We start from the raw sequence: 25,652 nt of genomic DNA on the forward strand, positions 1-25,652 counted from the left end.
CCGACCCGGTGTCGACCGGCGTTGCGCCGCCCGACGCCGTGCGGGGGCGGCGGGTGGTGTCGGCGAGCGCGGCGGCGGCCGGTGTCGGCGGGGCGGGCGGCGGCGCGTCCAGCCCCAGGGCCCGGGCCACGGTGTCGAAGCGCCCGCCCAGGGCCAGGGTCGCCGAGGTGGCCACCACGGTCCGCTCGTCGTACAGGTGCGTGGCGAGCGTGCCGGCGACGGACAGGGGCGCGACGACCAACGCGCGCCGCCCGCTGTTGTCGTTGCGCTCCACCCACGCCACGTCGTGCTCCGCCTCGTCCAGCAGCCGCTGGGCGGTGGTGGAGAGCTCGTCCAGCACGGACTTGGCCTGCTGCTTGCGCACCGGGTCGGGGTCGTCGGCCTTGATGTCGCCGATGCTGTCCAGTGCTGCCCGGGTCGCCGCGTCGAGCAGCGTGCAGGCTTCCCGCAGCGGGTCGGGCAGGCCGCCGGTGATCCGCCCGACCGGCGCCTCGGCCAGCCCGACCGCGAGGGCGTCACCGGACGCGGTCAGCGCCTCGGCGGTCTCCGGCCGCAGCAACGGGCGGGCCCGCCGGGCGGACCGGTCGATCAGCTCCGGGGTCAACTCGGCCTGCGCCGCCGAGGAGACCCGGTCGGCCAACTCGTGGGCCTCGTCCACCACCAGCAGCTTGTGCGGCGGGACGATGTGCCGTCCGGCGAGCATGTCGACGGCGAGCAGGCTGTGGTTGGTGACCACGATGTCTGCCTCCCGGGCGCGGGCCCGGGACGCCTCCGCGAAGCACTCCGCGCCGTACGGGCAGCGGCTCGCGCCGACACACTCCCGGGCCGGCATGGAGACCAGCCGCCAGGCCTGGTCGTCGACGCCCGGGTCGAGTTCGTCCCGGTCACCGGTGTCGGTCTCCATCGCCCAGTCCCGCAGGCGCTGGATCTGCTTGCCGAGTCGGCCGGCCTCGCCCAGCCACTTGGTGCCGCCGCCGGGGCGCTCGGTCGGGGCGTCGAAGAGGGTGTCCTCCGGCTCGTCCTCGTTGGAGTTCTCCAGGCGGGCCATGCAGAGGTAGTGGTGGCGGCCCTTGAGCACGGCGAAGGTCGGCCGACGGCCGAGCACCGGCTCGACCGCGTCGGCCAGTCGCGGCAGGTCGTGCTCGACCAGTTGGGACTGCAACGCCAGGGTGGCGGTGGAGACCACCACCGGACCGTCGACGGTCAGGGCGGGCGCCAGGTAGGCCAGCGACTTGCCAGTGCCGGTGCCGGCCTGCACCAGCAGGTGGTCGCCGGAGGCGACGCACTCCTCGATCGCCGTGGCCATCTGCTGCTGACCGGGACGGGCGGCGCCGCCCGGCACCGCGCCGACCGCGGCGGCGAGCAGGTCGGCCCCGCCGGGCCGGTCACCTCGACGGCGGGCCTTGGCGCGGGCGGAGCCGGTGGCGGTGCGGGGCGGAGTCACCGTGGCACGGTACCCGCCGGGGCCGACGCGGACCGTACCGATCGGCCGTGTTGCGGTGTCACGGTGTGGGCACTTCTCTCCCCGTCGTCCGGTAACTTCCTGACGGCGACGGGTGGGCGGAATCGGTTAGGGTGCGACTCATGCCGAGCGACGTGGTCCGCGTGATCTACCGCAAGTACGACGGCAGCGCCCACCGCGACTACCCGGCCCGTCGACTGGCCGAGGACGACCTCGGCGTCTGGCTCGGCGTGTCGGCCGGCACGAGTTCCGTCTACCACGGTCGCCCGTCGGTCGAGCAGATCCCGTTCGTGCTGCTCGTGCCGCACCACGCCTGGTGGACCGGCATGTTCAACCCGCCCCCGCGCACCAGCGAGGTCTACTGCGACATCACCAGTCCGGCCCGCTGGGAGGGCGAGGACACGGTGCACCTGATCGACCTGGACCTGGACGTGGTCCGGCGTCGGGAGACCGGCCTGGTCGAACTGCGCGACGAGGACGAGTTCGCCGAGCACCGGGCCCGCTTCGGCTACCCCGACGACCTGGTGGTGGAGGCCGAGGCGGCGGCACGGTGGCTGCTCGGCGCGCTGGGCGACGGCACCGAGCCGTTCGCCGCCTCGTACCGCAAGTGGTTGGCCCTGGTGGTCTGAGCCCGGCCTGCTCCGGCGTCGCCGCGCGCCACCACCGTGGTCGCGCGATGATGCTGCGATGGGCTACGAGGGAACTGACGTGGTGGCGCCGGTCGGCGGCGCGGTACGCGATCTGCTCCGGGTGCCACCCGGAGGGCCGGTCGACCTCGGGGCGATCGATCCGCGCGCGACGCCCGGGTTGCCCGGCCCGGAGGTGACCGGGCCGGACCGCAAAGGGTGGGCCCGTCGGCAGGTGAGGTTCGTCGGCGACGGGTTGGCCCGCCAGCAGGAGATGCTGTTCGCCGGTGCGAAGGCCGACCCGGGGTCGGGGCGGCGGGTGCTGCTGGTGCTCCAGGCGATGGACTGCGGTGGCAAGGACGGCACGGTCAAGCGGGTGGTCGGCGCGATGAACCCGCTCGGGGTGCACATCCGGGCGTTCGGGCCGCCGACCGCCGAGGAGCTACGGCACCACTTCCTGTGGCGAATCCGACAGGCGCTGCCGCCCGCAGGCCACCTGGGGGTGTTCAACCGCTCGCACTACGAGGACATCCTGGTGCCCCGGGTGCAGGAGCGCGCGCCGGAGCGCGTCTGGCGCCCCCGGTACGCCGAGATCGACGACTTCGAGCGGGAGCTGACCGAGGGCGACGTGGCCGTCGTCAAGGTCTTCCTGCACATCTCGAACACCGAGCAGGCGCGCCGCCTGCTGGCCCGGTTGGACGACCCGACGAAGCACTGGAAGTACCACCCCTCCGACGTCGACGCCCGCGCACGCTGGGACGACTACCAGGCCGCGTACGCGGAGCTGCTGGGTCGGTGCGGCAGTGACGCCGCGCCCTGGTACGCGGTGCCGGCCGACCGGAAGTGGTACCGGGACTGGGCGGTGGCGCACCTGCTGCGTGAGACGTTCGACACCCTCCCGCTCGGGTATCCGCCCGCGGACTTCGACGTCGCGGGGGAACGGGAGCGATTGCTGAGGACAACGGGTCTGGTGAAGGTGAACAGAAGTTGAACGAGCGGTGAATGGCACCTGGCCAGGGGTGGGCCGCCGAAGGGCCGCGTCGGGGGTTCCCTAGCATTCCCTCAGCAGGGCGCCGGACGGCGGCTGCACCCCTACCACCGACACGACGAGGTCCGTGCTGTGAGGTTTTCATTCCGCCCCAACGAGGGCGCCTTCTACGAGCTCTTCACCAGGGCCGCGCAGAACCTGGTCCGGGGTACCGCGCTGCTGAACGAGCTGGCCCTGCCCGATGTCGAGGTGCAGTCGGTCAGCGAACGGCTCACCGAGGTCGAGCACGACAGCGACCAGATCACCCACGAGTTGTTCAAGAAGATCAACTCGACCTTCGTCACTCCGTTCGACCGGGAGGACATCTACCGGCTGGGGTCGCTGCTGGACGACGTGATGGACCACCTGGAGGCGGTCGGCAACCTGCTCTACCTGTACGGGCTGACCAAGCTGCCCTCGCTGCCCCGGGAGATGCACGAGCTGGTGCACGTCCTCGACCAGCAGGCCAAGTTGACCGCCGAGGCGATGCCCCGGCTGAAGTCGATGAAGGACCTGGAGGACTACTGGATCGAGATCAACCGGCTGGAGAACGACGGCGACCAGGCGTACCGGATGCTGCTGGTGCGGCTCTTCTCCGGCGAGTACGACGCCCTGACCGTGCTCAAGATGAAGGAGGTCGCCGACGAGCTGGAGGCCGCGTGCGACGCCTTCGAGCACGTGGCGAACACCGTCGAGACCATCGCGGTCAAGGAGTCCTGATCCTGTGAGTCCCGAGCTCATCGCGGTGCTTGCGGTGATCGGGGTGGCCCTGGTGTTCGACTACACCAACGGCTTCCACGATGCCGCCAACGCGATCGCGACCAGCATCTCCACCCGGGCGCTCACACCCCGGGTCGCGCTCGCCATGGCGGCGGTCGGCAACTTCATCGGTGCCCACTTCGGCGCCGAGGTCGCCAAGACCGTCGGCAGCGGGCTGGTGGCTCTGCCCACCGGTGTGTCCAGCCTCGGCATCGTCTTCGCCGGTGTCATCGGCGCGATCACCTGGAACATCATCACCTGGTATTTCGGACTGCCCTCGTCCTCCTCGCACGCCCTGATCGGTGGCCTGGTCGGCGCCACCGTCGCGGCCTCCGGCACCGTGCTCTGGTCGGGCATCGGCGAGAACGTGATCATCCCGATGATCCTGTCGCCGATGGTCGGCTTCATCCTCGGCTACATTGCGATGATCGCCGTGCAGTGGATCTTCCGGAAGGGGCACCCGGGCAAGCTGAACCGGGGCTTCCGCTGGGCGCAGACCGCCTCGGCGGCGGCCATGTCGGTCGGCCACGGCATGCAGGACGCCGCCAAGACCATCGGCATCGTGGTGCTCGCCCTCTTTGTCGGTGGCTACCAGGACGATGCCACCTACATCCCGGAGTGGGCGTTCTGGACCTCGGCCGCCGTGCTGGCCGCCGGCACGTATGCCGGTGGGTGGCGGATCATCCGGACCCTCGGTCGGAAGATCATCGACCTGCGCCCGCCGGAGGGCTTCGCGGCCGAGACCGTGGCCAGCGGCGTGCTCTACTTCAACGCGCTGGTCCTCGGCGCGCCCATCTCGACCACCCACACGATCACCTCGGCGATCATGGGCGTCGGGGCGACCAAGCGGCTCTCCGCCGTACGGTGGGGCGTGGCCGGCAACATCGTCGGCGCCTGGATCCTGACCTTCCCGGCGGCCGGTTCGATCGGCGCGCTGATGTACTTCGTCGTCCGCCCGCTGTTCGGTTCCTAGATGTAAGGAAGGGTCCCCTGCTAACGCCTCGTGTATAGCAGGGGACCCTTCCTTACATCCGGTCAGAGGTACGAGACGCCGATCTGCGCGCGGACGTCGTCCAGCAGAGTCATGATCTCCAGGGTCGCCGAGTGCGGCACCAGGGGGCTCTCGGTCAGCCCCTCGGCGAGGCAGCGCTGCACCTCGATCGCCTCGTACTGGTAGCCGTTGCCGACCAGGTCGGCGGCGATCGTCTCGGCCGGTGCGTCCGCCCGGTGCAGGGTGAAGCCGTCCGGCCGGAAGAACGGATCCGGCAGTTCGATCCGCCCGGTGGTGCCGACGATCGAGGCGGTGAGCCCGGTCGCTCCGACCATGCCGCAGCTCAGCGTGGCGACGGCGCCGGAGTCGTATCCGAGGACGATGCCGGTGTTCTCGTCCGTGCCCTCCGGCCCCAGCTTCGCCCACGACCGGACGTGCTGCGGCACACCGAGCACCAGGTGGGCCAGGCTCACCGGGTAGACGCCCAGGTCCAGCAGGGCACCCCCGCCCAGCGCCCGCGCCCGCATCCGGTGCTCGGGCGGGAACGGCCCGGCCACCCCGAAGTCGGCCCGTACGCCGGTGACGGTCCCGATCGCCCCGTCGGCGATCAGCTCGCAGGCGCGCAGGATGAGCGGGTTGCACCGCATCCACATGGCCTCCATCAGGAAGACCCCGCCCGCGCGCGCGATCTCCACCAGCTCGGTGCTGGTGGCCAGGTCGAGCGTGAACGGCTTCTCCACCAGCGCCGGCTTGCCGGCGGTGAGGCAGGTGCGAGCCGCCTCGTGGTGGGCGGCGTGCGGGGTGGCGACGTAGATCACGTCCACCTCGGGGTCAGCCGCCAGGTCGCTCCAGGTGCCGTACGCCCGCGTCGCACCGTGCTGTTCGGCGAAGCGCTCGGCGCTCTCGGCGGTCCGTGAGCCGACCGCGACCAGTTCCGCGCCCGGCACCAGGCGGAGGTCTTCGGCGAAGCGAGCGGCGATGTGGCCGGTGGCCAGGATGCCCCAACGAGTCATGGCGTGACGCTACCGAAGATCACCTTCGGGCGGCACCGCTGATCCACCGGTCGGGAACCCGACCTAAGCTCGGCATATGACCGTGGATCGTGGTTATCCCGCGCCGCCCGCACTGGTGGAGCACGCCCGCCGGTTCCAGGCGACGGGCGGGGCCCCCGCGACGCCCCGGACGGCCGCCACCGTGCTGCTGCTCCGCCCCGCCGACGAGGGCTTCGAGGTCTACCTGATCCGCCGGGTCGCGGCGATGGCCTTCGGCGGCATGTACGCCTTCCCCGGCGGCGGGGTCGACCCCTCGGACTCGACCGCGCACCTCGGCTGGGCCGGGCCCGAGCCGGCCGACTGGGGCGTACGACTCGGCGTGGCGCCGCAGGCCGCGCAGGCCGTGGTCTGCGCGGCGGCCCGGGAGGTGTTCGAGGAGGTCGGCGTGCTGCTCGCCGGTCCGGACGAGGGGCGGGTCGTCGGCGACGTCAGCGACGACGGCTGGGAGGCCGCCCGGGTGGACCTGGAGCAGCGGCGCACCGGCTTCGCCGAGTTGCTGGCCACGCGGGACCTGACGCTGCGGTCCGACCTGCTGCTGCCGTGGAGCCGCTGGGTGACCCCGGACTTCGAGCCGCGCCGCTTCGACACGTACTTCTTCGTGGCGTTGCTGCCCGAGGGGCAGCGGACCCGGGAGGTCTCCGGCGAGGCCGACCACGCCCTGTGGATCAGGCCCGGGGACGCCTGCGAACGCGCTGCGGCCGGTGAGCTGACGATGCTGCCGCCGACCCGGGTCACCCTCGCCGAGGTGGCCGCCTGTGCCGACCTGGCGGCGGTGGCGCGGGCGGCGGCGGCCCGGGACGCCGGCAGCCCGATCACGCCGGTCCTGGACCTCTCCGACGAGGCTGATCCCCGCTTCTATCTGGAAACCCCGCCGACGCGCTGATCCGTCTCAGCCGAGCTGGTAGTTGACGTGGGCGGACCACCGGGCGAACCCGGTCCGCTCGTAGAGCGCCACCGCGCCGGTGTTGGACTCGTCGACGTAGAGCATCACCCGGTCCAGACCGCGCTGCTCCCGCAGGTACGCCAACCCGGCCGTGGTCAGTGCCCGACCGAGCCCGCCGCCGTGCGCGGACGGGTCCACCCCGAGTACGTACACCTCGCCGATGCGGGCCGAGCCCTCCCGCTCGTGCACCTTCGTCCAGTGGAAGCCGAGCAGTCGGCCGGTCGACGACTCGACGGCGAGCAGGAAACCGGCCGGGTCGAACCACGGCTCGTCGAGGCGTACCCGCAGGTCGTCGGTGGTCCACCGGCCCTGCTCGGGATGGTCGGCGAAGGCCCGGGCGTTCAGGGCCAGCCAGGCGTCGTCGTCCTGGCCGGGGCGGTACGCGCGCAGTTCCACCCCGTCGGGCAGGCGCGGTGCGTCCAGGGGGGCGGTCAGCGGCCGGCGCAGTTGCCAGAGCACCCGGGCGCGGAGGAAGCCGAGGTCCACCGCGAGCGCGGCGGCCGACGGGTGGTCACCGTGCGCCCAGGCGCGCAGCGGCCCGGTGGCGGCGGCGACCACCGCTCGGGCCAGCGACCGACCGAGGCCGCGTCGCCGGTACGCGGGGTGCACCACGAGTTCCGCGCCGATCCCGCCGGCCGGGTCACCGGTGTCCAGGTGGGCGTACCCGGTGAGAGTGCCGTCGTCGGCGCGGGTCAGCAGGTGGATCGCGGGCGCCCGCTCGTCGCGCAGCCGGAGCAGGACGTGTTCGTCCAGCGGGTCTGCGCCGTCGGAGTCGCCCGCCGTCCGGGCCAGCGCCAGCACCTCGGCGATCTCCGTCGGCCCGAGCCGCTCGGTGCGGTGGACCTGGTCGTCGGTCGATCGAGTGCCGCTCATCCCGTCACGGTATCCGGATCACCGGCGGCATCGCGGCGGTGGGCGGGACGGAACCGGTCAGAAGCCGTGACGTGGCAGCGCCTGGACGTCGAGCCGACCACTCAGTTCGGGCAGGATGCGGTACAGCGCGTCCACTGTGCCCTGTCGATCGCCTCCGGCATCGTGCAACAGGACGATCGAGCCGGGTTGCACCCCGTCGAGCACCGACGCGGCGATCCGGGTCGCACCGGGCCGCTGCCAGTCGGAGGTGTCCAGCGTCCAGTGCAGCGGCGTCATGCCGAGTTCGCGGGCGGTGGCGACCAGGGAGTACGTCCAGGCGCCGCCGGGCTGGCGGTACCAGGCGATCGGGGCGTCCGGCACGGCGGCGCGGATCGCCTCGCTGGTGCGCAGCAGGTCGTTCCGGATCTGTTCCGGTGACCGCGCGCCCAGCGTCACGTCGTGTTCCCAACTGTGGTTGCACAGGGTGTGTCCGTCGGCCACGATCTGCTGGACGAGCCACGGGTACGCCTGGGCGTTCTGGCCGACCAGGCAGAAGGTCGCGGTGACGCGGTGTTCCCGCAGCAGGGCGAGCACCTGCGGGGTGTAGTCCGGGTTCGGTCCGTCGTCGAAGGTGAGGGCGACGGTGCCGGTGCCGGTGGTGACCTGGGTGCCCATCGGACCGAAGTTGGGGTCCTCGGTCGTGCCGTGGTCCGGGTCGCGCGGAGCACCGCTGGACGGGACGGCACCGGGCGTGCCGGTGGGTACGTCAGCCGAGGGCGGGGCCTGGTCGGCGTACTCGGGATGCTCGGCACCGGTCGCGGTGACCGCGGAGTCGTCGCGCGGCTCCTGGGGCAGTAGGTTGCGCCCGAGCAGGTACGTCGAGCCGAGCACCGCGGACACCACGAGCACGATGATGCCGACCGCCTGTGTCGTACTCACCGACCGTCGTGCCGAGCTCCCGTAATACGTGCCCACCGCAGCCCCTTTTGCTGGTCAACTCGGCAGTCACCATAAAACTGCCGAGTCGCCCAAAAGGGGCATATGGGGGAATTAGCCCTCGACGGTGAGGGGGTGCATCGCCAGGGACGCGTGCTCGGTCGCCTCGGCCAGGGCGCGGTTCGACGGCACGACGAACTTGTAGCCCACCTGGCGCACGGTGCCGATCATCGACTCGTACTCGGAGCCGAGCTTGGCCCGCAGCCGACGGACGTGCACGTCCACCGTCCGGGTGCCGCCGAAGTAGTCGTAGCCCCAGACCTCGCGCAGCAACTGGTCGCGGGTGAACACCCGGCCCGGGTGCTGGGCCAGGAACTTGAGCAGCTCGAACTCCTTGTAGGTGAGGTCGAGCGGGCGGCCCTTGAGCTTGGCGGCGTAGGTGTCCGGGTCGATCATCAGCTCACCGGCCCGGATCGAACCGCCGGCACCGGCCGTGGCGTTGCTCAACCGGCCGACCGCGAGTCGCAACCGGGCCTCCACCTCGGCCGGACCGGCGGAGGCGAGGATGACGTCGTCCACGCCCCAGTCGGCGTTGAGCGCGATCAGTCCGGCCTCGGTGACGACCGCGACCAGCGGAACGCCCAGCCCGGTGGCGTGCAGCATGCGGCAGGTCGCCCGCGCCTCGCTCAGCTCGGAGCGGGCGTCGACGAGCACGGCGTCCGGGCTCGGACCGGCGACCAGGGTGCGGACGTCGCGCGGTGCGGTGCGAACCGAGTGCGGCAGCAGGTCGAGTGCGGGCAGCACTGCGGATGGTTCGCCTGCTCGTGCGGTCACCAGCAGCAGGATCTCCACGATCACCTCCGTCCCGGCGGCCGGTGTGGCCGCACGCGACCAGCGGCACTCAGGGCGAGTGGGCGCTGGGAACTTCCGTGGGTCCCGGCGTCGCTGACGGGCGGGTTTCGGCTTGAGAGTAGCCGATGGGCCCGCTCGGACCCCGACGCGGTTTCCTGTTTGCCCCTTCTGCCCCTGATCGCGGCCCAGGTTTTAACGTCGCCGAAACCGTGACACCCGAGTTGTGCGGAAGGTCTGGCACGATCGGTGCGTGTTTCCCTCCAACTCGCCCGAGGCCGACCGAGACCCGTGGGTGGACGACGCGCCCCCCGGCGACGGCGCGGCACCGCGTACCGGTCCGGACGTCGAGCCCGAGGAGCGGGGCCGCTCCCGGGGCCCGCGACGGCTGCGCCGCGGCGGTTCGCCCCGGCGTGCCGACGACGCGCTCGACGAGGAGGAGGACGAGGACGAGGTACCACCGGTCGACGTACCCAAGAAGCTCTCCCTCGCCGTCGGCGGGTTCGCCGCGCTGCTCGGCGTCGGTCTGATCGTCGGCGCACAGACCTCCGGGCCCGGCGACCGGGTGCCCTTCGCCATCGTGGTGTTCCTCGTCCAGGTGCTGTTCGTGCTCGCCTGGACGGTGGTGAACCGGCCGCCGGCCCCCGCGGTGGTGATCGGCGTCGGCGTGCTGGTCGCCGCCGTGGCGGACACCGTGGCCATCCGGACGGCCGAACCCCGCCTGCTGCCGCTGTTCTACGTCGCGGTCGGCGGGGTGCTCGTCGCGGTGCTCGGCCAGTTGGTCCGACGGGTCGACCGGGTGCGGGTGACCGACTCGGTGCGGACCACCGCGACCATCGTGCTCGGCCCGGTCGCCTTCGCCACGCTCATCGTGCTCACCCGGATTCCCGCCGGCACCCAGGCGATCGCGGTCTGCCTCGCGGCGAGCACGGTCGCGCTCACCGTCGCCCGGCTGACCGACGCCGTCGCGGCCTGGCCCCGGCTCGCACCCCAGGTGCCGCGTGGGGCCGCCGGGGTGGTCGGTGGCGCGATGGTGGGTACGCTCGTGAGCGCGTTGCTCGGCGGCTACCTGGTCACCCCGTTCACCCCGACCCGCGCCGCGATCATCGGTCTGGTCACCGCGGTCGTCGCCGTCCTGGCGGACCTGGCCTGCGGGTACGCCGAGGCCGGTCGAATGATGGCGGGCGAACTGCCCGACGCGTGGGCGGCCCGGCACGTGCAGGGTCCGCTCGCCGGCTTCGCGATGGCCGCCCCGGCCGCGTACCTGATGTGCCGACTGGCGTTGTAGCCGACCGCTGCGGCGGCGGTTGAGGAATCCGGACATCGGGTAACACCGGTGCGCCGCAGGGGCGTGCCGGCGATGCGACCGGGATCGACGGTCGGCCGGGATCGACGTTCGACAGGACAGGAGAAGGCGTGGAGCACGAGCAGACCTATGGACGGCGCCCGCGGCGACGGGGGCGCAAGGTACTGATCGGCTTCGTCGTCCTGCTGCTCGTCCTCGTCGGGCTGCTGGTGATCGCCGACCGGGTCGCGGCGAACGTGGCCGAACGCACCATCGCCGACGAGGTCCGCCAGCAGGTGGCCCAGCAGGGTGCGCAGTCCGCCCCGCCCGAGGTCGAGGTGGGCGGGTTCCCCTTCCTCAACCAGGTGCTCGACGGCCGGTACGAACGGATCACCATCCGGCTGCGCGACGTGCAGGGCTCGGTGCAGGGTGACGCGGTCGCGCTGCCCAGCCTGGACGTGGACGCCCGCAACGTCCGCGCCTCGCTGGACACGCTGCGCACCGGCCAGGGCGACGTCGTCGCCGAGACGGTCAACGGGACCGGCACGATCAGCTACCAGAGTCTCGCCGCGTTGCTCGACCGGGACGGGCTGGCCCTCGCCGAGCAGGACGGGAAACTCGCGGTGACCGCGCCGCTGGAGGTCCTCGGCCAGCGCCTCACGGTCACCGGCATCGCCGAGATCGTCGTCGGGGAGCAGGGGCAGATCGCGCTCCGTTTCGACGACCTGAACGCCGAGGGCCTGCCCAACGTCGCGATCGCCCGCACTCTGCTGAACAATTTCGCCCGCAGCATCTCGGTCGACGTACCCCTGCCGGAACTGCCGTTCCAGCTCACCGTCCGGGAGGTCGTGCCGAGGCCGGAGGGGCTGACGGTGACCGCGGACGCACGGGACGTACCGATCAACTCGGTCGGCTGACCATCCGGGCCAGTCCCGGATGGTGGTCGGGCCCCTGGAGATTCGTGAGATCGCTGGTAGGCTCCCTGGTCATGGGGACGCTCCTCACCAAACGGCGCGCGGTCGACCTGTGCCGCGTGGCCACCTGCCTGTGTCGCCCCGTCATCTGACGGCGGGGCTGTTTCGGGCCGCCTAGCGGCCTACGGCACCAGGGGTACGCGTACCTGATCCCGGTGCACCCCACCGGACGCCCGGCAGCGGCGCCGTCGCACGAATCCCGTGATCCGTTCCTAGCTATGGGTCCCGCGCGTGGTGCGACTCCTTTCGAACAGCGATTTCCGCGCGCTGGCTCACCATCCATCCTCACCAGGGAGTGATCTGATGAGTCGCGACACCGCACTCGTCTCGGCCGAGTGGGCCGAGAAGAACCTCGACGCCCCGGGCGTCGTCTTCGTCGAGGTCGACGAGGACACCTCGGCCTACCACACCGGTCACATCGCCGGCGCGATCAAGCTCGACTGGAAGAACGACCTGCAGGACCCGGTCCGCCGGGACTTCGTCAACAAGACCCAGTTCGAGGCGCTGCTCTCCGAGCGCGGCATCAGCAACGACGACGTCGTCGTCCTGTACGGCGGCAACAACAACTGGTTCGCCGCGTACGCGTACTGGTACTTCAAGCTCTACGGCCACGGCGACGTCAAGCTGCTCGACGGCGGTCGCAAGAAGTGGGAGCTGGACGGCCGTCCGCTGGTCCGCGACGAGGTGACCCGCCCGGCGACGCAGTACGTCGCGCAGGAGCCGGACAACACCATCCGGGCCTTCCGCGACGAGGTCGTCGCCGCGATCGGCGTCAAGAACCTGGTCGACGTGCGCAGCCCCGACGAGTTCGCCGGTCGCCTGCTCGCCCCCGCCCACCTGCCGCAGGAGCAGGCCCAGCGGGGTGGCCACATCCCCACCGCGATCAGCGTGCCGTGGTCGAAGGCGGCCAACGAGGACGGCACCTTCAAGTCCGACGACGAGCTGCGCAAGATCTACGGCGAGGCCGGGCTGGACGACGGCAAGGAAACCATCGCGTACTGCCGGATCGGCGAGCGCTCCTCGCACACCTGGTTCGTCCTCCAGGAGCTGCTCGGCCACCGCAACGTGAAGAACTACGACGGATCCTGGACCGAGTACGGCTCGCTGGTCGGCGTGCCGGTGGCGCTCGGCGACGAGCCCGGGGAGGCCTGAGATGACCGCTCCGACCGCCGCCGGTTGCGCCGCACCGGATCAGGCCGCGCCGTTGCCGGCCAGCATCGACCTGGAGAAGGAGACGGTCATCACCGGCCTCGTCCGCTCCGCCGAGGGTGACCCGGTGCCGGGCGCGTACGTCCGGCTGCTCGACTCGACCGGCGAGTTCACCGCCGAGGTGGTGACCTCTCCGGCCGGTCAGTTCCGGTTCTTCGCCGCTCCTGGGAACTGGACCCTGCGGGCCCTGTCCCGGCACGGCAACGGCGACACCGCCGTGGCCGCCGGACGGGGTGTCAACGAGGTGACCGTCACGGTCACCGACTGACCCACGCTCTGATCGGCCTCGTGGCCCGCGTCCCCCTGACCACGGGGGGATCCGGGCCACGAGCCGTCTCCGCCCTTCCGCGACCGGGACCGGCGCGTCGAACATGGGAACGGCCGCCGGCATGATGCCGGCGGCCGTTTCACGTCGGGCCGTGCTGGCGGTACGTCAGCCGATCTTGCGACGGGCCTTGGCGCCCCACTTGGCGGCGGTCACCAGCAGGGCACCGAGCCCCAGCAGGATGCTGCCGAGCAGGCCGACGGTGGCGGTGGAGGCACCGGTCAGCGGGAGGTCCTGGTTCGCGGACATGTTGTCACCTCCCTCAGCCCTTCACGCCGACCGCCATGCGCGCCGGGGAGTCCCAGACGCACCGGTCGACAGTTGGCGCTCGGATCGCCTTCACCAGGGCGTGCACCAGGATCACCCGGTACAGCAGGTCGGCGACGATGATCACGGGGAGGAACAGCGGTAGGTGGGGGTGCCGCAGACGCCACGCGGCGAGGCCGACCCAGAGGCTCTGCCCGGCCAGCATGAGTCCCAGCCCGGCCAGCAGTCCGGGTCCGGCGGTGGCGAGCAGCCAGAGGGTCACCGGGCCGCCGGCCACATAGAGCACCCAGTGCAGCATCAACAGCAGGTACGCGAAGTCGAAGCGGCTGGTGTGCCGACCCACCCGGTGCCCGATGACCCCCTGGAAGGTGCCCCACATCCAGCGCAGGTTCTGCCGGTACCAGTCGCGCAGCGTGGTCGGGTCCTGGAGGTGCGCCAGGGCACGTGGCGCGTACACGACCCGGCCGAGGTTGCGCCGGTGTGTCTCCAGCACCCAGTACGTGTCGTCGACGATGTAGGGCGGCTGCTGCGGCAGCACGGTGTCCAGCAGTTCGGTGCGGTACACCGAGTTCGAGCCGGAGATGCAGTTCATGACGTTGAAGTGGCTCTGGATCCGGCGGATCACCGCCTGGTACATCCAGTAGCTGTAGGCGCGCTTGGCCAGCCACGGGTTCCACCGCCGCTCCGGCGGCCACCACGTGACGTTGTGGCCGACCGCGATGCCGACCTCCTCGGTCAACTCGGCCAGGGCGGCGGTGACGAAGTCCGGTGCGACCACCACGTCGTCGTCGAGGATGGCGACGGCCCGGTAGTGCGTACCGAGACCGAACTCGACGTACCCGGCGTGCAGGGCGGCCGGCTTGCCGACGTTGCGGGCCAGGGCCAGCACCCGGGCACCGGCCGACTCGGCGAGGCGCGCGGTGTCGTCGGTCGAGGCGTCGGAGACCAGGAACACGTCGCTCCCGGTGGCGCGGGCCGCGCGTACCGTCTCGGCGATGGTCGCGGCGCCGTTGCGGCAGGCGATCAGGACCGCCACCTGGTCGGCGCGTACCGGGCCGTAGCGCGGCGGCCGAATCCCGTGACGCGGCCGGTGGGCCACCTCGGGGCGGACGAAGCCGTACCCGAACGACCCGACGATCAGCAGCAGCGCGAGGGCACTCACAGTGATGGTCGAGGCCAGGAGAACTTCCAGCATGGCAGCCAATCCGCAGGCGGGAGGGGTTGTGAACGCCGCTCGCGTTGAGGCGTGCTGCTAACGCTAAGTGATGTACCGGCGGTCGCCAAGAGCGATGATCTCTTTCGTCCGTTCGGCCGACGGCCGGATGACCCTCCAGTCGGTCGAAAACGCCGATGACCAGGAGAAACAGTCGGCTGGGTGGACGCGCGACAGGGGCTGCCGGGTGCGCGCCATGTCGAAGGTGCGCCCTGTCGAGCTGATCTCGTGACCGATCCGAGCACCTGGCTTCGCAAGCCCTGACCTGGATTCTGCGCGGACAGGGTGATGGCCGCCGGTTCGTCACGAACCGGCGGCCATCACCGGTGGTGCGTCAGATGCCGGTCGCTCTGGTGCAGTTCGACGTGGGATCGAGGGCGAAGTCGAGCGAGCCGACGATGCCCGCCTCGATCTGGTGCCGCTTGACCTGCGGCACCCAACCGTCCTTGGCGACGATCACCTCGTACCGGCCCTTCGGCAACCACCAGGCGTACCTGCCGTCGGGACCGGAGGTCAGCGTCGTGCCCGTGCCGGCCGAGATCAGGTTCACCCGGACGGTCGCCACCACCGGCACCGTGACCCCACCGCAGGTGGTGCCGGTGACGCTGCCCTGGATCTTGCCCCAGCTCGACGGCGGCGAGACGTTCATCTCCACCGACACCGGCGTCACCGGGTACGGGGTGTCCGAGGCGATCGCCAGGTCGGCGTCGTACCGCCCCGGCTGCTGCAGCCCGGCCGCCGCGGTGGCGGTGAGCGTCACCGTGACCGTCCGGGACGCGCCCGGTGCCAGGGTGAAGGTGGTCGGCGAGGTGGACAGCCAGGGGACGTCCGCCTCGGCGGCACACTGCTCCAGGCCACCGAGCCGCTCGCTGTCCGCCGAGCCCACGAAGGAGCTCGGCGAGCCACCGATCTTGTACGCGCCGCAGGCGGCGGCGCCCCGGTACCGGCCGAACTGGGCGTTGGGCAGGTCCCGCCAGGCCCCGGCGGCCGGGTCGTAGGCGATGGTGCGGTTGCTGACCGCCGTCGAGCCCGCTGTCACGCCACCGGCCAGCACGAGCATCCCGCCGGCTGCCGCGTACTGGGAGCCCCACAGCTCGGTGGGCATGTTCGGCAGCGGACTCCACGCGTCGGTCGCCGGGTCGTACCGGTGGGCGTCGGTGTACTCGGTGCTGCCGGTGCCACCGGCGCAGTGCACCGTCTCACCGAGCCCGCCGCAGGCCAGCCAGGACACCGGGTGCGGGTACGCGGCCCGGGTGCCGAAGGTGCCGGTCGCCGGGTCGAAGACCACCAGCCGGGCGGAGTCCGTGCAGGTGGCGTCGGCACAGCCACCGACCAGGTACACCTTCCCGTCGACCACCGCCCCGCCGGCTGCCGCGGTCGGTGCCGGGTTGGTCGCCCCGGGCACGGTGCTCCAGGTGCCGACGGCCGGATCGAAGACGTCGACGGTGGCGACCGTGCGGTCGTCCGCGCCCCAGCCGCCGAGTACGTACAGTTTGCCGTCGACCGCTGCCGCGACCGGCTTGGAGCGTGCCACCGGCAGGTCCGGCAGCGCGGTCCATGCGTCGGCACCCGGGTCGTACGCCCAGGCCCGCCGCTCGGTGCCGGTGCCACCGCCACCACCGACGGAGTAGATCTTCCCGTCCAGCCACGCGGCGGCGTTGTCGTAGATCGCGGCCGGCAGCTTGGCGACCGGACTCCACGCGTCGTCGGCCGCCGTACGCGCCTCGGGTGCCGCCCCGCCGTACGCGACACCGATGCGGGTCTTGCTGATGCCCTTCATCGTCTGTTCCCGCAACGGTGCGCCGGAACGGTTCAGCAGTTCGAACCCGCCGGTGCGTTCCAGCAGCTCGACGGCGGCCGGCGCGCTGCCGGTGTTGCGCACGGTCAGCTTGGTGGTCCGGGTGCTGTTGTAGGGCTGGTGCGACACCACCGACGCGGAGCTGACCGTGAGCCGCCCGGCGCCGAGGGCGACGTCGGCCCGCTTGACCCGGTCGGCGACGACCGTGACCTGCTTGGTGGCCGGCTGGTACGGCGGACGGCTGGCGGTGAACGGGTGGGCGCCGGTCAGGCCGGAGAACAGCCAGTAGAAGCCGTCCGGCTCGGCGGTGTCCTCCGGGGTCGCCGCCGACACGGCCCGGTCCTGCGGCCGGTCGTCGCTGACGACGGTCACACCGTCCACGGGTGCGCCGGTGTTGCGGTCGGTGGTGGTGCCGACCACCAGTCCACCCGGCACCGGCGTGCACTCGCGGTTGACCACCTCCACGTCGTCCACCTGCCACCACCAGGCGAAGGTGCCCTTGAACCGGAAACGGACCAGGGCCGAGGCGGCGTTCGCCGCCGGGGTCAGTGCCACCTCCTCCACGCGGGGGCCACGCCGGCTGGTGGTCTGGTGCCAGACGTTGGTCCAGGTCGCGCCGGAGTCGACGGAGACGTCGACGTCGGCGGTGTCGGAGACTCCGACGGCCCGCCAGTCGCTGCGGAACCGCAGCACCGGCGCGCCGGTGCCGGAGAGGTCGAGCGGCGGGGCGACCAGATCGGTGTCCTGGGTGTTGCCGCTGCCCAGGGCGTCGCTGTCGACGATGGCGAATCCGCCGGCACCACCGGTCAGGTTGCCGCGCGACCGGGTGTCGGTGAAGGTCCAGCCGCCGGAGGCGGTGCGGTTGTCGACCCGCCAGCCGGCCGGGGTGCCGGTGCCGTCGAAGCTCTGGGTCAGCAGCGGGGTCCCGAACCGTCCGGTGTAGCCGGCGGCGGTGCATCCGGCCTCGACCGGGACGGTCACGTCGGCCGTGGTGTCCGTGGTGCCGACCGGCACCTCTCGGGTCACGGTCCGGTAGCCCGGGTACCGGGCGGTCACGGTGAGCCGGTACCCGGTGCCGCCCGGCGCGGTGAACGAGTAGCGACCGGTGACCGGGTCGGTGAAGACCGGCCCACCGGGCCGTCCGGCCACCTCAACCTTCGCGTACAGCGGCCAGCCGTGTCCGGAACCGTCGGTGACCTTTCCGCTGATCGTGACCGTCGGGTTCGCCGTCAGCGCGAAGTTGCGGGTGACGGCCTCGCCCTCGGCCACCGTGACGGTCGCGGACCGATCGGCGTAGCCGTACGCGCTGACCGTCAGCCGGGTCTCGCCGGCCGGCACGTTGAGCGCGTACCGGCCGTCGGTGCCGGTGGTGGCGCTGCGGGTGCCGTCGGTCACCGTGGCTCCGGCCACCGGGTCGTCGTCGGCCGCGTCGGTGACCATGCCGCTGACCCGGCCCACCGGGCCGCGCGGGGCGTCCCGCACCGCCGCGTACGCGTCCAGGCGTCCCTCGCCGAAGACGTTGTTGTCGGCCGGGGTGCCGCCGCAGGTGGTGGCGTCGACGTCCCGGGCGGTGCGGTCGAGCAGTCCCTCGGTGCCGGCCACGTCCCCGCGCAGGCTCGGTGCCGCCGCCCAGACCAGGGCGACCGTGCCGGCCACGTGCGGGGCGGCCATCGAGGTACCGCTGAACGAGGCGTACCCGCCGTTGCGGACGCTGGACCGCACGTTGCTGCCGGGGGCGGCGATGTTCGGCTTGATCCGGTCGGTGCCGAACCCCCGGCCGGAGAAGTCGGCGATGGCGTTGTTCACGTCGTACGCGCCGACCGCGTACGAGTCGGCGTAGTCGCCGGGCGAGCCCGCGCTGCCGCAGGCCGGTCCGTCGTTGCCGGAGGAGAAGACCGGGAACATGCCGGCGGCCCGCCAGGCCGCCACGGTCTGCTGGTACCACGGGTCGCCCCCGTCGCCGCCCCAGGAGTTGTTGACGATGTCGGGGCGCAGGTCCGGTCGGGGGTTCTGCCCGGCGGCGTCGGTCGGCGCGAGCACCCACTGGCCGGCGGCGAGCAACGAGGCGTCCGCGCAACTGTTCGAGCCGCAGCCCTTGGCGGCGATCCACCGGGCGCCCGGTGCCACGCCGATCTGGTTGCCGGCGCCGTCGTCGCCGACCATGGTGCCCATGGTGTGTGTGCCGTGGTCGTTGTTGTCGCACGGCGCGGTGCCGGAGCAGACGCCGGTCGGGTCGAACCAGTTGTACGCGTGGTCGAAACCGTCGCCGAGGTTGCCCCGGTAGGAGCCGACCAGCGCGGGGTGGTCGTACCGCACGCCACTGTCGATGTTGGCGACCACGATGCCCTCACCACGGTCGCCGAACTCGTCCCACACCCGGGGCGCGCCGATGTTGGTCAGGCCCCACTCGACGGCCGTGGTGCGGGCCCGGGTGTCGGTGGCGGTCGGCCGGACCAGCGGGTAGCTGCGGCTGGGGGAGATCCGGGCCACCTCGGGCCGCCGGGCGAGTTCGTCCAGCAGCGCCTTGTCGCCCTCGACCCGGATCGCGTTGGCGATCCAGTACGCGGTGTGCGGCACCTTGCGCTCGTCGAGCATCGTCCGCAGGTCCCGCTGGGTACGGCCGGCGGTGTCGGTCAGCAGCCGGTGCACCTCGTCCGCCCGGCGGTCGGCGTCGCGCAGCCGGGCGGTGTCGGCCAGCGGGGCGGTCTCGCGCAGGTACACCAGGAACGTCGCGGTCGACGCGGTGCCGAACCGGTCGAGCAGCCCCTGGTCGACGGCGGCCCGGTGTGCCGTCGGCTGCGAGGCCGGCGCGGCCACGGCGGGCTGGGCGGTGACCGCGAGTACGGCGGCGGCCAGCAGCGTCACCGCCCGCCACCGTGGTGACCGTGCGGATGGTCGTGTGAACAAGGTTCCTCCCCCACGTCGTCGGACCCGATCCGTTCGGGGCCGGAGACCCGCGCGCCGGAATGCGACGTCGCGGAGCGGACGAGGCGATGTGGGTGGCTGATGGTGAGCGCCCGCCCGCTGAGAGTCATGCTCTTGCCCCGACAGTCAGTGATCAATGGACGGCGTCGGTCAGTACTCGGTCAGTGACGGGGCGGGATCCTGACCGTTAGTCTTCAGGCGGGGGCTCCATCGGTGACTGTCGTTGGCGACTGGTGGAAAGTCGCAGGTCAGCACGGTGCTCTCGGGGGAGGCAACGTGTCCGTTGAGGAGATACCGATCCTGGTCTGCGTCAGCTCCGACGCGTCCGTACGGCACCGGGTGGTGCAGCGGTTGGACGGCGTCGGGCCGGTGGTGATCTGTAGTGACCTCGCGCAGTTGCGCGCGATGTTCCCGGCTCCGCTGGCCGAGCCCGCCGGGTCGACCGACGAGCCGACCGGCCGACCGACGAGCTGGGGCGATCTCGTGGTGGACCGGGCCGGGCACCTGGTCACCTGGCGGGGTGCGCCGGTGGGCCTGACGCGTACCGAACGGGAGCTGCTGGCCCGGCTGATGAGCCCGCCGCTCGCGCTCTGGAGCTACGAGCGGCTGTTCGCCTCCGTCTGGGGCGGCGCGTACCTCGGCGACACCGCGATCCTGCACTCGGCGGTGAAACGGCTGCGGCGCAAGCTGCGGGCGCTGCCCGACGGCCCGCAGGTGCAGACGGTCCGTGGGGTGGGCTACCGGTTGAGCCCTCCGCCGGAGGCCGCCGACGGGCGTCCCGGCGAGGCGGTACACCGCGCGTGACACCATGACCCGGTGAGCGGCGCTGTCCAGACGGGGTTTCCCCCGCCCGCAGGTCCCCGGCCCCCGGCCCCCGAACCCCGGTGGCCGCGCTGGCTGATCGTGGCGACCGTGGCATGGGCGGTGCTGCTCGCCGGTCTGACCTGGCGCTCCGCCCGAAACGATCCGCCGACCGTCCGCGAGCAGCGCACCCTCGCGGAGGCCGGCCCGGTGGTGGACGCCGCCGTCGGCGAGCTGGTGGCGGCGAGCTGGGGTGCGGTGCCCGCGCTGGTCGCCCCCGAGGTGGACCGGGGCTGCCGGATCACCCCCTTCGCCGAGGGCGCCGAGCTGGTCCGCGCCGTCGACCTGGCGGTGCCGGTGGGTGAGGAACGGGCCGCGCTCGAGGAGATCTCCGACCGGCTGCCCACGGTGTGGCGGGCCGGGGTCCGGGTCACCTCCGAGGGGCCCCGGCTGCGCGCCGACGCGGGCGAGTTCGTCACCGTGCTGGGGCGACCCGTCGCCGACGGCCGGATCCGGTTGACCGCCGACACCGGGTGCCGGATGGTCGGCGACGGCTACTCCGCGCCGGGCGCGGACGCCACCGGCGCCGAGGTCGGTGCCCTGACCGAGGCGCTGCGGACGCTCGGCAGCACGGCGACCGGGCCCGACGAGGTGGTGGCCGCGCCGTGTCCGGGCGGCGGGTCGGCGCGTACCGTCCGGTCCGCTGTCGGTGCGCTGCCCGCGTCGCCGCAGGCCACGCTCGCACCGCTGGCGGGCGGCACGCCGGTGGTCGACACCGATGAGGTGTACGCCTTCCGGCGCGACGGCGTCGCGGTCCTCGCCGACCTGGGCGCGGACGAGGTGGTGCTCGCCGCCACCACCGGCTGCGCCGGCTGACCCCTACACCGGCTGACCGTTCCCGTCGTCCCGCCTGCGGCTGCGGCCCAGCGCGTCCGCACGGCCCCAGCGGCCGGGGATGTCCAGCAACTCGACGCGCCCGATGCCCTGCGGCACGTGTGGGTCGATGATCAGGTGCTCGCCCTGCGGTTCGAGCCCGAGCATCACCCGCAGCAGCATCAGCGGTGTCCCCGCCGACCACGCCTGTGGGCTGCACGCGGTCGGATACTGCACCGGATACTCGGTGAGGTCACGCTCGTACCCGGCGAACGCCTCCGGCAGCCGACCGTCGAAGTAGCGCGCCGCCGCCAGGATCGACTCGCAGATCTGCCCGGCCTGCTCGCGGAAGCCGTACTTCCACAGGCCCCAGGCGATGATCGAGTTGTCGAACGGCCAGACCGTGCCGACGTGGTAGCCGATCGGGTTGTACCGCCCCTGGTCGTCGGCGAGGGTACGGACGCCCCAGCCGGAGAAGAGGCGCGGCCCGACCAGGTGGTCGGCGATCCGCCGGGCCCTCGACTCCTCGACGATGCCGCTCCAGAGCAGGTGCCCGATGTTGGAGCTGAGCGCGTCCACCGGCGTGCCGTCGGCGTCCAGGGCCAGCGCGTAGTACTCCTTCTCGGGCAGCCAGAAGTCCCGGTTGAACCGTTCCTTCAGCTCGGCGGCCTCCCGTTCCAGCCGGTCGGCGTACTCCGGGTCGTTCCAGAACAGCCGTGCCATCCGGGCGCCGCGCAGCTTGGCGTCGTACGCGTAGCCCTGCTGTTCGCAGGTGGCCCGGGGGAAGCTCGGCAACCGACCGTCGGAGTAGGAGATCGCGTCCCACGAGTCCTTCCAGCACTGGTTCTCCAGGCCGGTCTTCGGGTTGCGGGTCTGGTACCAGAGGTAGCCGGTGCCGAGCAGGTCGCCGTACGTGTCGATCCAGGCCAGCGCGGCCCGCACGGCCAGTTCCAGACGCTTGACCAACGCCACGTCGCCGGTCCACCGCTCGTACTCGTCGAGCAGGATCACGAACAGCGGAGTCGAGTCGGCGGCGCCGTAGTAGGGCGAGTGCGGCTGTTCCTCGAAACCGGCGCTCTCGCCGTAGCGCAGCTCGTGCAGGATCTTGCCGGGATCCTCGTCGCGGAAGTCGTCCAGCCGGTGGCCCTGGAGACCGGCCAGCATTGTCAGCGTCGGCGGGATCAGCTCCGGTTGGAACGGCAGGACCTGGAGCGAGGTGATGATGCTGTCCCGGCCGAACAGGGTCATGAACCAGGGCAGTCCGGTGGCCAGCAGCCGGACGCCGAGCGCGATCGACTCGTACCGGAGCGCGGCCAGGTCGTCGAGACTGCGCCGGTACGCCTCGGTCAGCGGTTGGTAGTCGCAGCTCAGCTTCGGTGCCTTGGCGATGAACTCGGCGTGCTCGGCCTGGATGAGGGCGGTCGTCCGGCTGCCGGAGAAGGGAAGCTGGTTGCGGACGTCCTCGCCACGAGCGCCGTAGATCGTGGTCGCGACCGTCAGCCGGGTGGTCCACTCGCCGTGTGGCCCGATCTCGATCGGGAAGGTCATCCCGGTCGGGTCGACCTCGGCCGGTGCGCTGCTGCTGATCACGGTCTCCCGGTGGAACGCCTCCCGGCGGTAGTCCAGACGCAGCGCGTTCTCACCGGGGCTGGCGGTGTGCTGCCCGCGTTTGCGCTGGGTGTCCTTGATCTCGAAGAGGTCCGCGAAGTCGGCGCCCATCTCCATCCGGACGGTGAACCTCATCGGCTGCCCGGAATGGTTGAGCACGGTCAGCTCCTCCTCGAAGCTGCCGCTGATGGCCCGGCTGCGGATCACCGAGACCTTGGCGTCCAGGAAGTGGGTGGGCTCGCCCGGCACCAGGAAGTACCGGGTCTGGTGCGACTCCGAGTCGTCCATCGACAGCGCGTGCAGCCGCTCGCCGTCGAGCAGCAGCAGCCAGGTGGAGAGGAAGCGGGTGTCGAAGGAGAACAGGCCGGTGGGGAAGTCGATCGCCGGCTCGATGTCGCCGCGTCTGTCGCTGACCAGGAAGGTGTTGCCGTCCAGGATGCTGACGAGTTCCTTCACCGGGTCCGCCTGACGTGCTCGCGGGCCACCTCGCGCGGGTCCCGGGTGCCCGGTGGCGGTGGGAAGAAGCGCCGGAAGGCGAGGAACAGGACCACGTCCCCGGTGTACGTGCTCTCGTTGCGGAACACCGCGGAGATGCTCTGCGCCTGGCCGGTGACCAGTCGGTCGAACAGGTGCACGCCGCAGTACCAGACGGCGTCGGCGGAATCCGGGCCCTGACTCACCTCGGCCGCGCCCGGCCGCATCCGGACCAGCCAGTGTTCGGTGCGCCCGTCCAGGCTGAGGTCGATCCGGAGCGTGCCCGCCACGGGGGACCGGAGTACCTCCGGGGCGCGGGCGGGCAAAGCCGCGAAGAACTGCTCGGTCGCCTCGGTCACACCCGAATCGTAGGCATTAGTCCGAGTTGTCGGGCTGGTTCCGGCGCGCTGCCCTCAGTACACGAGCGCCTGTGCGCCCTCGGCCATCGTCTCCTCCACGAAGACGGCGGCACCGGCGATCCGTACCCCGGGGATCACGTCGTCCGTGCCGATGTCCCGGCGGGCGGCGCACTGGGTGCAGGCGGTCACCGTGCCGGTGGCCAGGATCACGTGCAACAGCTCGGCCAGCGGCGCGGAGTGCGGCAGCTCGAAGTTCTGCGCGCGACCGGGCAACGCGAACCAGGTCGACTCACCGGTGAGCCAGAGCGAGACGTGCACGCCGGCCGCCGCAGCGGTGGCGGCGACGGTGAACGCCTGGGCGCAACGCTCCGGCGCGTCGGCGCCGGCGGTGGCCTTGACGACGAGAGAGCGGGCCATGCCGTCCAGCATAAGATGACCCGGATGGTCACCGAGATCGGGTTCGTCAGCCTGCTGGTCGCCGGCCTTGGCGCACTCGCCGGTGGTCTGGTGTACGTGGCGGTCCTCATAGCGAGAGGGAAACAGTGAGCGCGAGCGCGTCGGACGACAATCCGCTGGCACCGCCGCCGTGGCTGAACGCGCCGCCGGTCGAGCCGTACCCCTTCGAGGAGAGTCACGACCTGCGGGTCGGACCGAAGCTGCACCCGAGCCTGGACGGGCTGCTGCCGTACGTCGGCGTCTGGCGGGGACGCGGCCGGGGCGGTTTCCCCACCATCGAGGACTTCGACTTCGCCCAGGAGATCCGGATCAGTCACGACGGCCGGCCCTTCCTGCACTACGAGTCGCGGGCGTGGATCCTCGACGAGCAGAGCCAGCCGGTGCGTCCGGCCGGTCGGGAGGTCGGCTGGTGGCGTCCGGTGCTCGACGGTGACCGGGTCACCGACGAGTTGGAGGCGTTGCTGACCGTCCCCACCGGTGTGATGGAGCTGCACGTCGGGCGGCGCAAGGGCACGCAGATCGAGTTCGTCACCGACGCGGTGGTGCGCAGCGCCACCGCCAAGGAGGTGACGGCCGGGCACCGGCTCTTCGGCATCGTCGAGGGGGCGCTGCTGTACGCGCAGGACATGGCCGCGGTCGGTCAGCCGCTCTCGCCGCACCTGTCGGCACGCCTGATCCGGGTGGCCGGCTGAGCCGTCCGGCCCCGTCGGCCGGGTCGGCCCGGTGCGGGTCGGCCGTCAGGGCAGCGGGAAACCGAGCAGTTCCTGCACCGCCCCGGTACGCGTACCGGGCGGCAGCGGAATCCCGTCCAGACTGCGCACCGCCACCGCGCCGCGTACCGACGAGGTGAGCCAGACGCCGTCGGCGGTCCGCAGCCCGGCCGGGGTGACCATCCGCTCGTCGGCCGTGCAGCCCAGCTCGGCGGCGTGCGCCAGCAGCCACGCGACGGTGGTGCCGGGCAGGATGCCGGTGTGCCGGGCGGGCACGGTGCACAGGGTGTCCCCGTCCAGCCAGACCACGTTGGCGGTCGGCCCCTCCAGCACGTACCCGTCGGAGGAGACCCAGAGCACGTCGTCCACGCCCGTCCGGGCGGCCCAGCGGCGGGCGGCGGTGCTCGCCCGGTACGAGGTCGACTTGAGGCCGGCGGGGAGCCAGTGGAGTTCCGGCCGGGCCTGTGCGGGTACGCCGAGCGGAAGCGTGGCCACCCGAACCCCGTCCCGGCGGGCCTGCCGAGCCGCCGCCGGCACCTCGGCGAGGGTCGCGTACACGGTGGGTCCTCCGCCGCCCTCGGGGCCGCGGGTGCAGACCAGCCGGAGCGCGCCCTCGACCTCGGTCGGCCAGTCGGCGGCGACGTCGTCGAGCAGCGCGATCAGGTCGGCGTCGGGAGGCAGGGGGAGCTCGACGGCGGCTGCGCCGGCCCGCATCCGCGCCAGGTGCTCCTGCCGTAGCCACGGCCGACCGCCGCGCAGGTGCATGGTCTCGAACAGTCCGTCGCCGTGCAGGACGCCGAGGTCGTCGCCGCGCAGCAGCGGCTCGCCGGGCGGTCGCAGGCCCTGGCCCAGTACGCCGATCCGCGACGCCACCATGC

25 protein-coding genes and 1 pseudogene are annotated in these 25,652 nt (G+C 72.2%); 14 read left to right on the forward strand and 12 right to left on the reverse strand.

Translation table 11 applies throughout. From position 1 onward, the window contains the following. Positions 1–82 precede the first annotated feature (82 nt). Positions 83–1,444 (reverse strand): annotated as a pseudogene (locus ACIBMZ_RS01245) (ATP-dependent DNA helicase); the annotation flags it as partial. Between the two features lie 140 nt (positions 1,445–1,584). Between ACIBMZ_RS01245 and ACIBMZ_RS01250 the strand changes: the two are divergent. From ACIBMZ_RS01250 to ACIBMZ_RS01265, 4 genes are all read left to right on the forward strand, one after another. Further along, positions 1,585–2,091 (forward strand): DUF402 domain-containing protein, encoded by a 507-nt coding sequence (locus ACIBMZ_RS01250; protein WP_396689959.1) that lies wholly within the window; start codon positions 1,585–1,587, stop codon positions 2,089–2,091. Between the two features lie 58 nt (positions 2,092–2,149). Then, entirely contained in the window at positions 2,150–3,079 is a 930-nt protein-coding gene (locus ACIBMZ_RS01255; protein WP_396689961.1) for a PPK2 family polyphosphate kinase, read from the forward strand. 129 nt (positions 3,080–3,208) lie between these two features. Then, on the forward strand, positions 3,209–3,835 hold the full coding sequence (locus ACIBMZ_RS01260) for a DUF47 family protein (RefSeq protein WP_350699318.1): 627 nt from the start codon (positions 3,209–3,211) through the stop codon (positions 3,833–3,835). Positions 3,836–3,839: 4 nt separating this feature from the next. Then, complete coding sequence (locus ACIBMZ_RS01265; RefSeq protein ID WP_396689963.1) at positions 3,840–4,847, forward strand: anion permease; 1,008 nt, start codon at positions 3,840–3,842, stop codon at positions 4,845–4,847. A gap of 62 nt (positions 4,848–4,909) precedes the next feature. On the opposite strand, the gene ACIBMZ_RS01270 is transcribed toward ACIBMZ_RS01265, so the two are convergent. Beyond that, a complete protein-coding gene (locus ACIBMZ_RS01270) occupies positions 4,910–5,878 on the reverse strand; it encodes a Gfo/Idh/MocA family protein (RefSeq protein ID WP_396689964.1) in 969 nt (322 codons plus the stop codon). A gap of 76 nt (positions 5,879–5,954) precedes the next feature. Here ACIBMZ_RS01270 and ACIBMZ_RS01275 point away from each other — a divergent pair, with 76 nt between their 5' ends. Then, on the forward strand, positions 5,955–6,800 hold the full coding sequence (locus tag ACIBMZ_RS01275; RefSeq protein ID WP_396689966.1) for an NUDIX hydrolase: 846 nt from the start codon (positions 5,955–5,957) through the stop codon (positions 6,798–6,800). A gap of 6 nt (positions 6,801–6,806) precedes the next feature. On the opposite strand, the gene mshD is transcribed toward ACIBMZ_RS01275, so the two are convergent. The 3 genes from mshD to ACIBMZ_RS01290 all read right to left on the reverse strand — a co-directional run bounded on the left by mshD (position 6,807) and on the right by ACIBMZ_RS01290 (position 9,500). After that, the gene (mshD, locus tag ACIBMZ_RS01280) at positions 6,807–7,733 is read right to left on the reverse strand and encodes a mycothiol synthase (protein WP_396689968.1); all 927 of its coding nucleotides are present in this window, start codon (positions 7,731–7,733) and stop codon (positions 6,807–6,809) included. Between the two features lie 57 nt (positions 7,734–7,790). Continuing rightward, the gene (locus ACIBMZ_RS01285) at positions 7,791–8,651 is read right to left on the reverse strand and encodes a polysaccharide deacetylase family protein (protein WP_396689970.1); all 861 of its coding nucleotides are present in this window, start codon (positions 8,649–8,651) and stop codon (positions 7,791–7,793) included. A gap of 111 nt (positions 8,652–8,762) precedes the next feature. Further along, complete coding sequence (locus ACIBMZ_RS01290) at positions 8,763–9,500, reverse strand: winged-helix domain-containing protein (protein WP_396689972.1); 738 nt, start codon at positions 9,498–9,500, stop codon at positions 8,763–8,765. A 250-nt stretch (positions 9,501–9,750) separates the two neighbouring features. On the opposite strand from ACIBMZ_RS01290, the gene ACIBMZ_RS01295 reads away from it, so the two are divergent. The 5 genes from ACIBMZ_RS01295 to ACIBMZ_RS01315 all read left to right on the forward strand — a co-directional run bounded on the left by ACIBMZ_RS01295 (position 9,751) and on the right by ACIBMZ_RS01315 (position 13,233). Beyond that, entirely contained in the window at positions 9,751–10,785 is a 1,035-nt protein-coding gene (locus ACIBMZ_RS01295; RefSeq protein ID WP_396689974.1) for a hypothetical protein, read from the forward strand. A 128-nt stretch (positions 10,786–10,913) separates the two neighbouring features. After that, positions 10,914–11,699 (forward strand): DUF2993 domain-containing protein, encoded by a 786-nt coding sequence (locus ACIBMZ_RS01300; protein ID WP_396689976.1) that lies wholly within the window; start codon positions 10,914–10,916, stop codon positions 11,697–11,699. Positions 11,700–11,770: 71 nt separating this feature from the next. After that, on the forward strand, positions 11,771–11,848 hold the full coding sequence (locus ACIBMZ_RS01305; protein ID WP_311202345.1) for an Ms5788A family Cys-rich leader peptide: 78 nt from the start codon (positions 11,771–11,773) through the stop codon (positions 11,846–11,848). A 211-nt stretch (positions 11,849–12,059) separates the two neighbouring features. Continuing rightward, positions 12,060–12,908 carry a sulfurtransferase gene (locus tag ACIBMZ_RS01310; protein WP_396689977.1) on the forward strand — a complete coding sequence of 283 codons (849 nt, stop codon included), beginning with the start codon at positions 12,060–12,062 and terminating at the stop codon, positions 12,906–12,908. Position 12,909: 1 nt separating this feature from the next. Further along, on the forward strand, positions 12,910–13,233 hold the full coding sequence (locus ACIBMZ_RS01315; protein ID WP_396689979.1) for a DUF1416 domain-containing protein: 324 nt from the start codon (positions 12,910–12,912) through the stop codon (positions 13,231–13,233). A gap of 165 nt (positions 13,234–13,398) precedes the next feature. Here ACIBMZ_RS01315 and ACIBMZ_RS01320 read toward each other — a convergent pair whose 3' ends face one another. The 3 genes from ACIBMZ_RS01320 to ACIBMZ_RS01330 form a co-directional block, all read right to left on the reverse strand. Next, positions 13,399–13,539, reverse strand: coding sequence for a hypothetical protein (locus tag ACIBMZ_RS01320; RefSeq protein WP_191088575.1), 141 nt, complete (start codon positions 13,537–13,539; stop codon positions 13,399–13,401). A gap of 13 nt (positions 13,540–13,552) precedes the next feature. After that, the gene (locus tag ACIBMZ_RS01325) at positions 13,553–14,752 is read right to left on the reverse strand and encodes a glycosyltransferase (RefSeq protein WP_396689980.1); all 1,200 of its coding nucleotides are present in this window, start codon (positions 14,750–14,752) and stop codon (positions 13,553–13,555) included. Between the two features lie 352 nt (positions 14,753–15,104). Beyond that, positions 15,105–19,475 carry a S8 family serine peptidase gene (locus ACIBMZ_RS01330; protein WP_396689982.1) on the reverse strand — a complete coding sequence of 1,457 codons (4,371 nt, stop codon included), beginning with the start codon at positions 19,473–19,475 and terminating at the stop codon, positions 15,105–15,107. Positions 19,476–19,769: 294 nt separating this feature from the next. Between ACIBMZ_RS01330 and ACIBMZ_RS01335 the strand changes: the two genes are divergently transcribed. After that, a complete protein-coding gene (locus ACIBMZ_RS01335; protein WP_396689984.1) occupies positions 19,770–20,297 on the forward strand; it encodes a winged helix-turn-helix domain-containing protein in 528 nt (175 codons plus the stop codon). Between the two features lie 108 nt (positions 20,298–20,405). Further along, positions 20,406–21,170: a hypothetical protein gene (locus tag ACIBMZ_RS01340; RefSeq protein ID WP_396689986.1), complete on the forward strand. Its 765-nt coding sequence runs from the start codon at positions 20,406–20,408 to the stop codon at positions 21,168–21,170. Between the two features lie 3 nt (positions 21,171–21,173). Here ACIBMZ_RS01340 and ACIBMZ_RS01345 read toward each other — a convergent pair whose 3' ends face one another. The 3 genes from ACIBMZ_RS01345 to ACIBMZ_RS01355 are packed head-to-tail and all read right to left on the reverse strand — an operon-like array spanning position 21,174 to position 24,037. After that, a complete protein-coding gene (locus ACIBMZ_RS01345; RefSeq protein ID WP_396689988.1) occupies positions 21,174–23,231 on the reverse strand; it encodes a glycogen debranching N-terminal domain-containing protein in 2,058 nt (685 codons plus the stop codon). Continuing rightward, the gene (locus ACIBMZ_RS01350; RefSeq protein ID WP_396689990.1) at positions 23,228–23,608 is read right to left on the reverse strand and encodes a hypothetical protein; all 381 of its coding nucleotides are present in this window, start codon (positions 23,606–23,608) and stop codon (positions 23,228–23,230) included. The genes ACIBMZ_RS01345 and ACIBMZ_RS01350 overlap by 4 nt, the downstream gene beginning before the upstream one ends. A gap of 54 nt (positions 23,609–23,662) precedes the next feature. After that, entirely contained in the window at positions 23,663–24,037 is a 375-nt protein-coding gene (locus tag ACIBMZ_RS01355) for a DsrE family protein (RefSeq protein WP_396689992.1), read from the reverse strand. 12 nt (positions 24,038–24,049) lie between these two features. On the opposite strand from ACIBMZ_RS01355, the gene mtfM reads away from it, so the two are divergent. Together mtfM and ACIBMZ_RS01365 are read left to right on the forward strand one after the other, a co-directional pair. Further along, the gene (gene mtfM / locus ACIBMZ_RS01360; RefSeq protein ID WP_267899546.1) at positions 24,050–24,154 is read left to right on the forward strand and encodes a small membrane protein MtfM; all 105 of its coding nucleotides are present in this window, start codon (positions 24,050–24,052) and stop codon (positions 24,152–24,154) included. Continuing rightward, a complete protein-coding gene (locus ACIBMZ_RS01365; RefSeq protein ID WP_396689993.1) occupies positions 24,151–24,756 on the forward strand; it encodes an FABP family protein in 606 nt (201 codons plus the stop codon). The genes mtfM and ACIBMZ_RS01365 overlap by 4 nt, the downstream gene beginning before the upstream one ends. A 45-nt stretch (positions 24,757–24,801) precedes the next feature. Here the strand turns inward: ACIBMZ_RS01365 and ACIBMZ_RS01370 are convergent, their stop codons facing one another. Continuing rightward, positions 24,802–25,650, reverse strand: coding sequence for an aminotransferase class IV (locus ACIBMZ_RS01370; protein WP_396689995.1), 849 nt, complete (start codon positions 25,648–25,650; stop codon positions 24,802–24,804). Positions 25,651–25,652: the final 2 nt, after the last annotated feature.

Source organism: Micromonospora sp. NPDC049900 (assembly GCF_044461025.1).
Classification (GTDB): domain Bacteria; phylum Actinomycetota; class Actinomycetes; order Mycobacteriales; family Micromonosporaceae; genus Micromonospora.

Bases quoted from the DNA above. Each gene is read 5' to 3' on its own strand.
- ACIBMZ_RS01305 (WP_311202345.1), top strand. From the start codon at position 11,771: ATGGGGACGCTCCTCACCAAACGGCGCGCGGTCGACCTGTGCCGCGTG.
- ACIBMZ_RS01270 (WP_396689964.1), bottom strand. From the start codon at position 5,878: ATGACTCGTTGGGGCATCCTGGCCACCGGCCACATCGCCGCTCGCTTC.
- mshD (WP_396689968.1), bottom strand. From the start codon at position 7,733: ATGAGCGGCACTCGATCGACCGACGACCAGGTCCACCGCACCGAGCGG.
- ACIBMZ_RS01320 (WP_191088575.1), bottom strand. From the start codon at position 13,539: ATGTCCGCGAACCAGGACCTCCCGCTGACCGGTGCCTCCACCGCCACC.
- ACIBMZ_RS01255 (WP_396689961.1), top strand. From the start codon at position 2,150: ATGGGCTACGAGGGAACTGACGTGGTGGCGCCGGTCGGCGGCGCGGTA.
- ACIBMZ_RS01310 (WP_396689977.1), top strand. From the start codon at position 12,060: ATGAGTCGCGACACCGCACTCGTCTCGGCCGAGTGGGCCGAGAAGAAC.
- ACIBMZ_RS01275 (WP_396689966.1), top strand. From the start codon at position 5,955: ATGACCGTGGATCGTGGTTATCCCGCGCCGCCCGCACTGGTGGAGCAC.
- ACIBMZ_RS01325 (WP_396689980.1), bottom strand. From the start codon at position 14,752: ATGCTGGAAGTTCTCCTGGCCTCGACCATCACTGTGAGTGCCCTCGCG.
- mtfM (WP_267899546.1), top strand. From the start codon at position 24,050: ATGGTCACCGAGATCGGGTTCGTCAGCCTGCTGGTCGCCGGCCTTGGC.
- ACIBMZ_RS01250 (WP_396689959.1), top strand. From the start codon at position 1,585: ATGCCGAGCGACGTGGTCCGCGTGATCTACCGCAAGTACGACGGCAGC.
- ACIBMZ_RS01315 (WP_396689979.1), top strand. From the start codon at position 12,910: ATGACCGCTCCGACCGCCGCCGGTTGCGCCGCACCGGATCAGGCCGCG.
- ACIBMZ_RS01370 (WP_396689995.1), bottom strand. From the start codon at position 25,650: ATGGTGGCGTCGCGGATCGGCGTACTGGGCCAGGGCCTGCGACCGCCC.
- ACIBMZ_RS01355 (WP_396689992.1), bottom strand. From the start codon at position 24,037: ATGCTGGACGGCATGGCCCGCTCTCTCGTCGTCAAGGCCACCGCCGGC.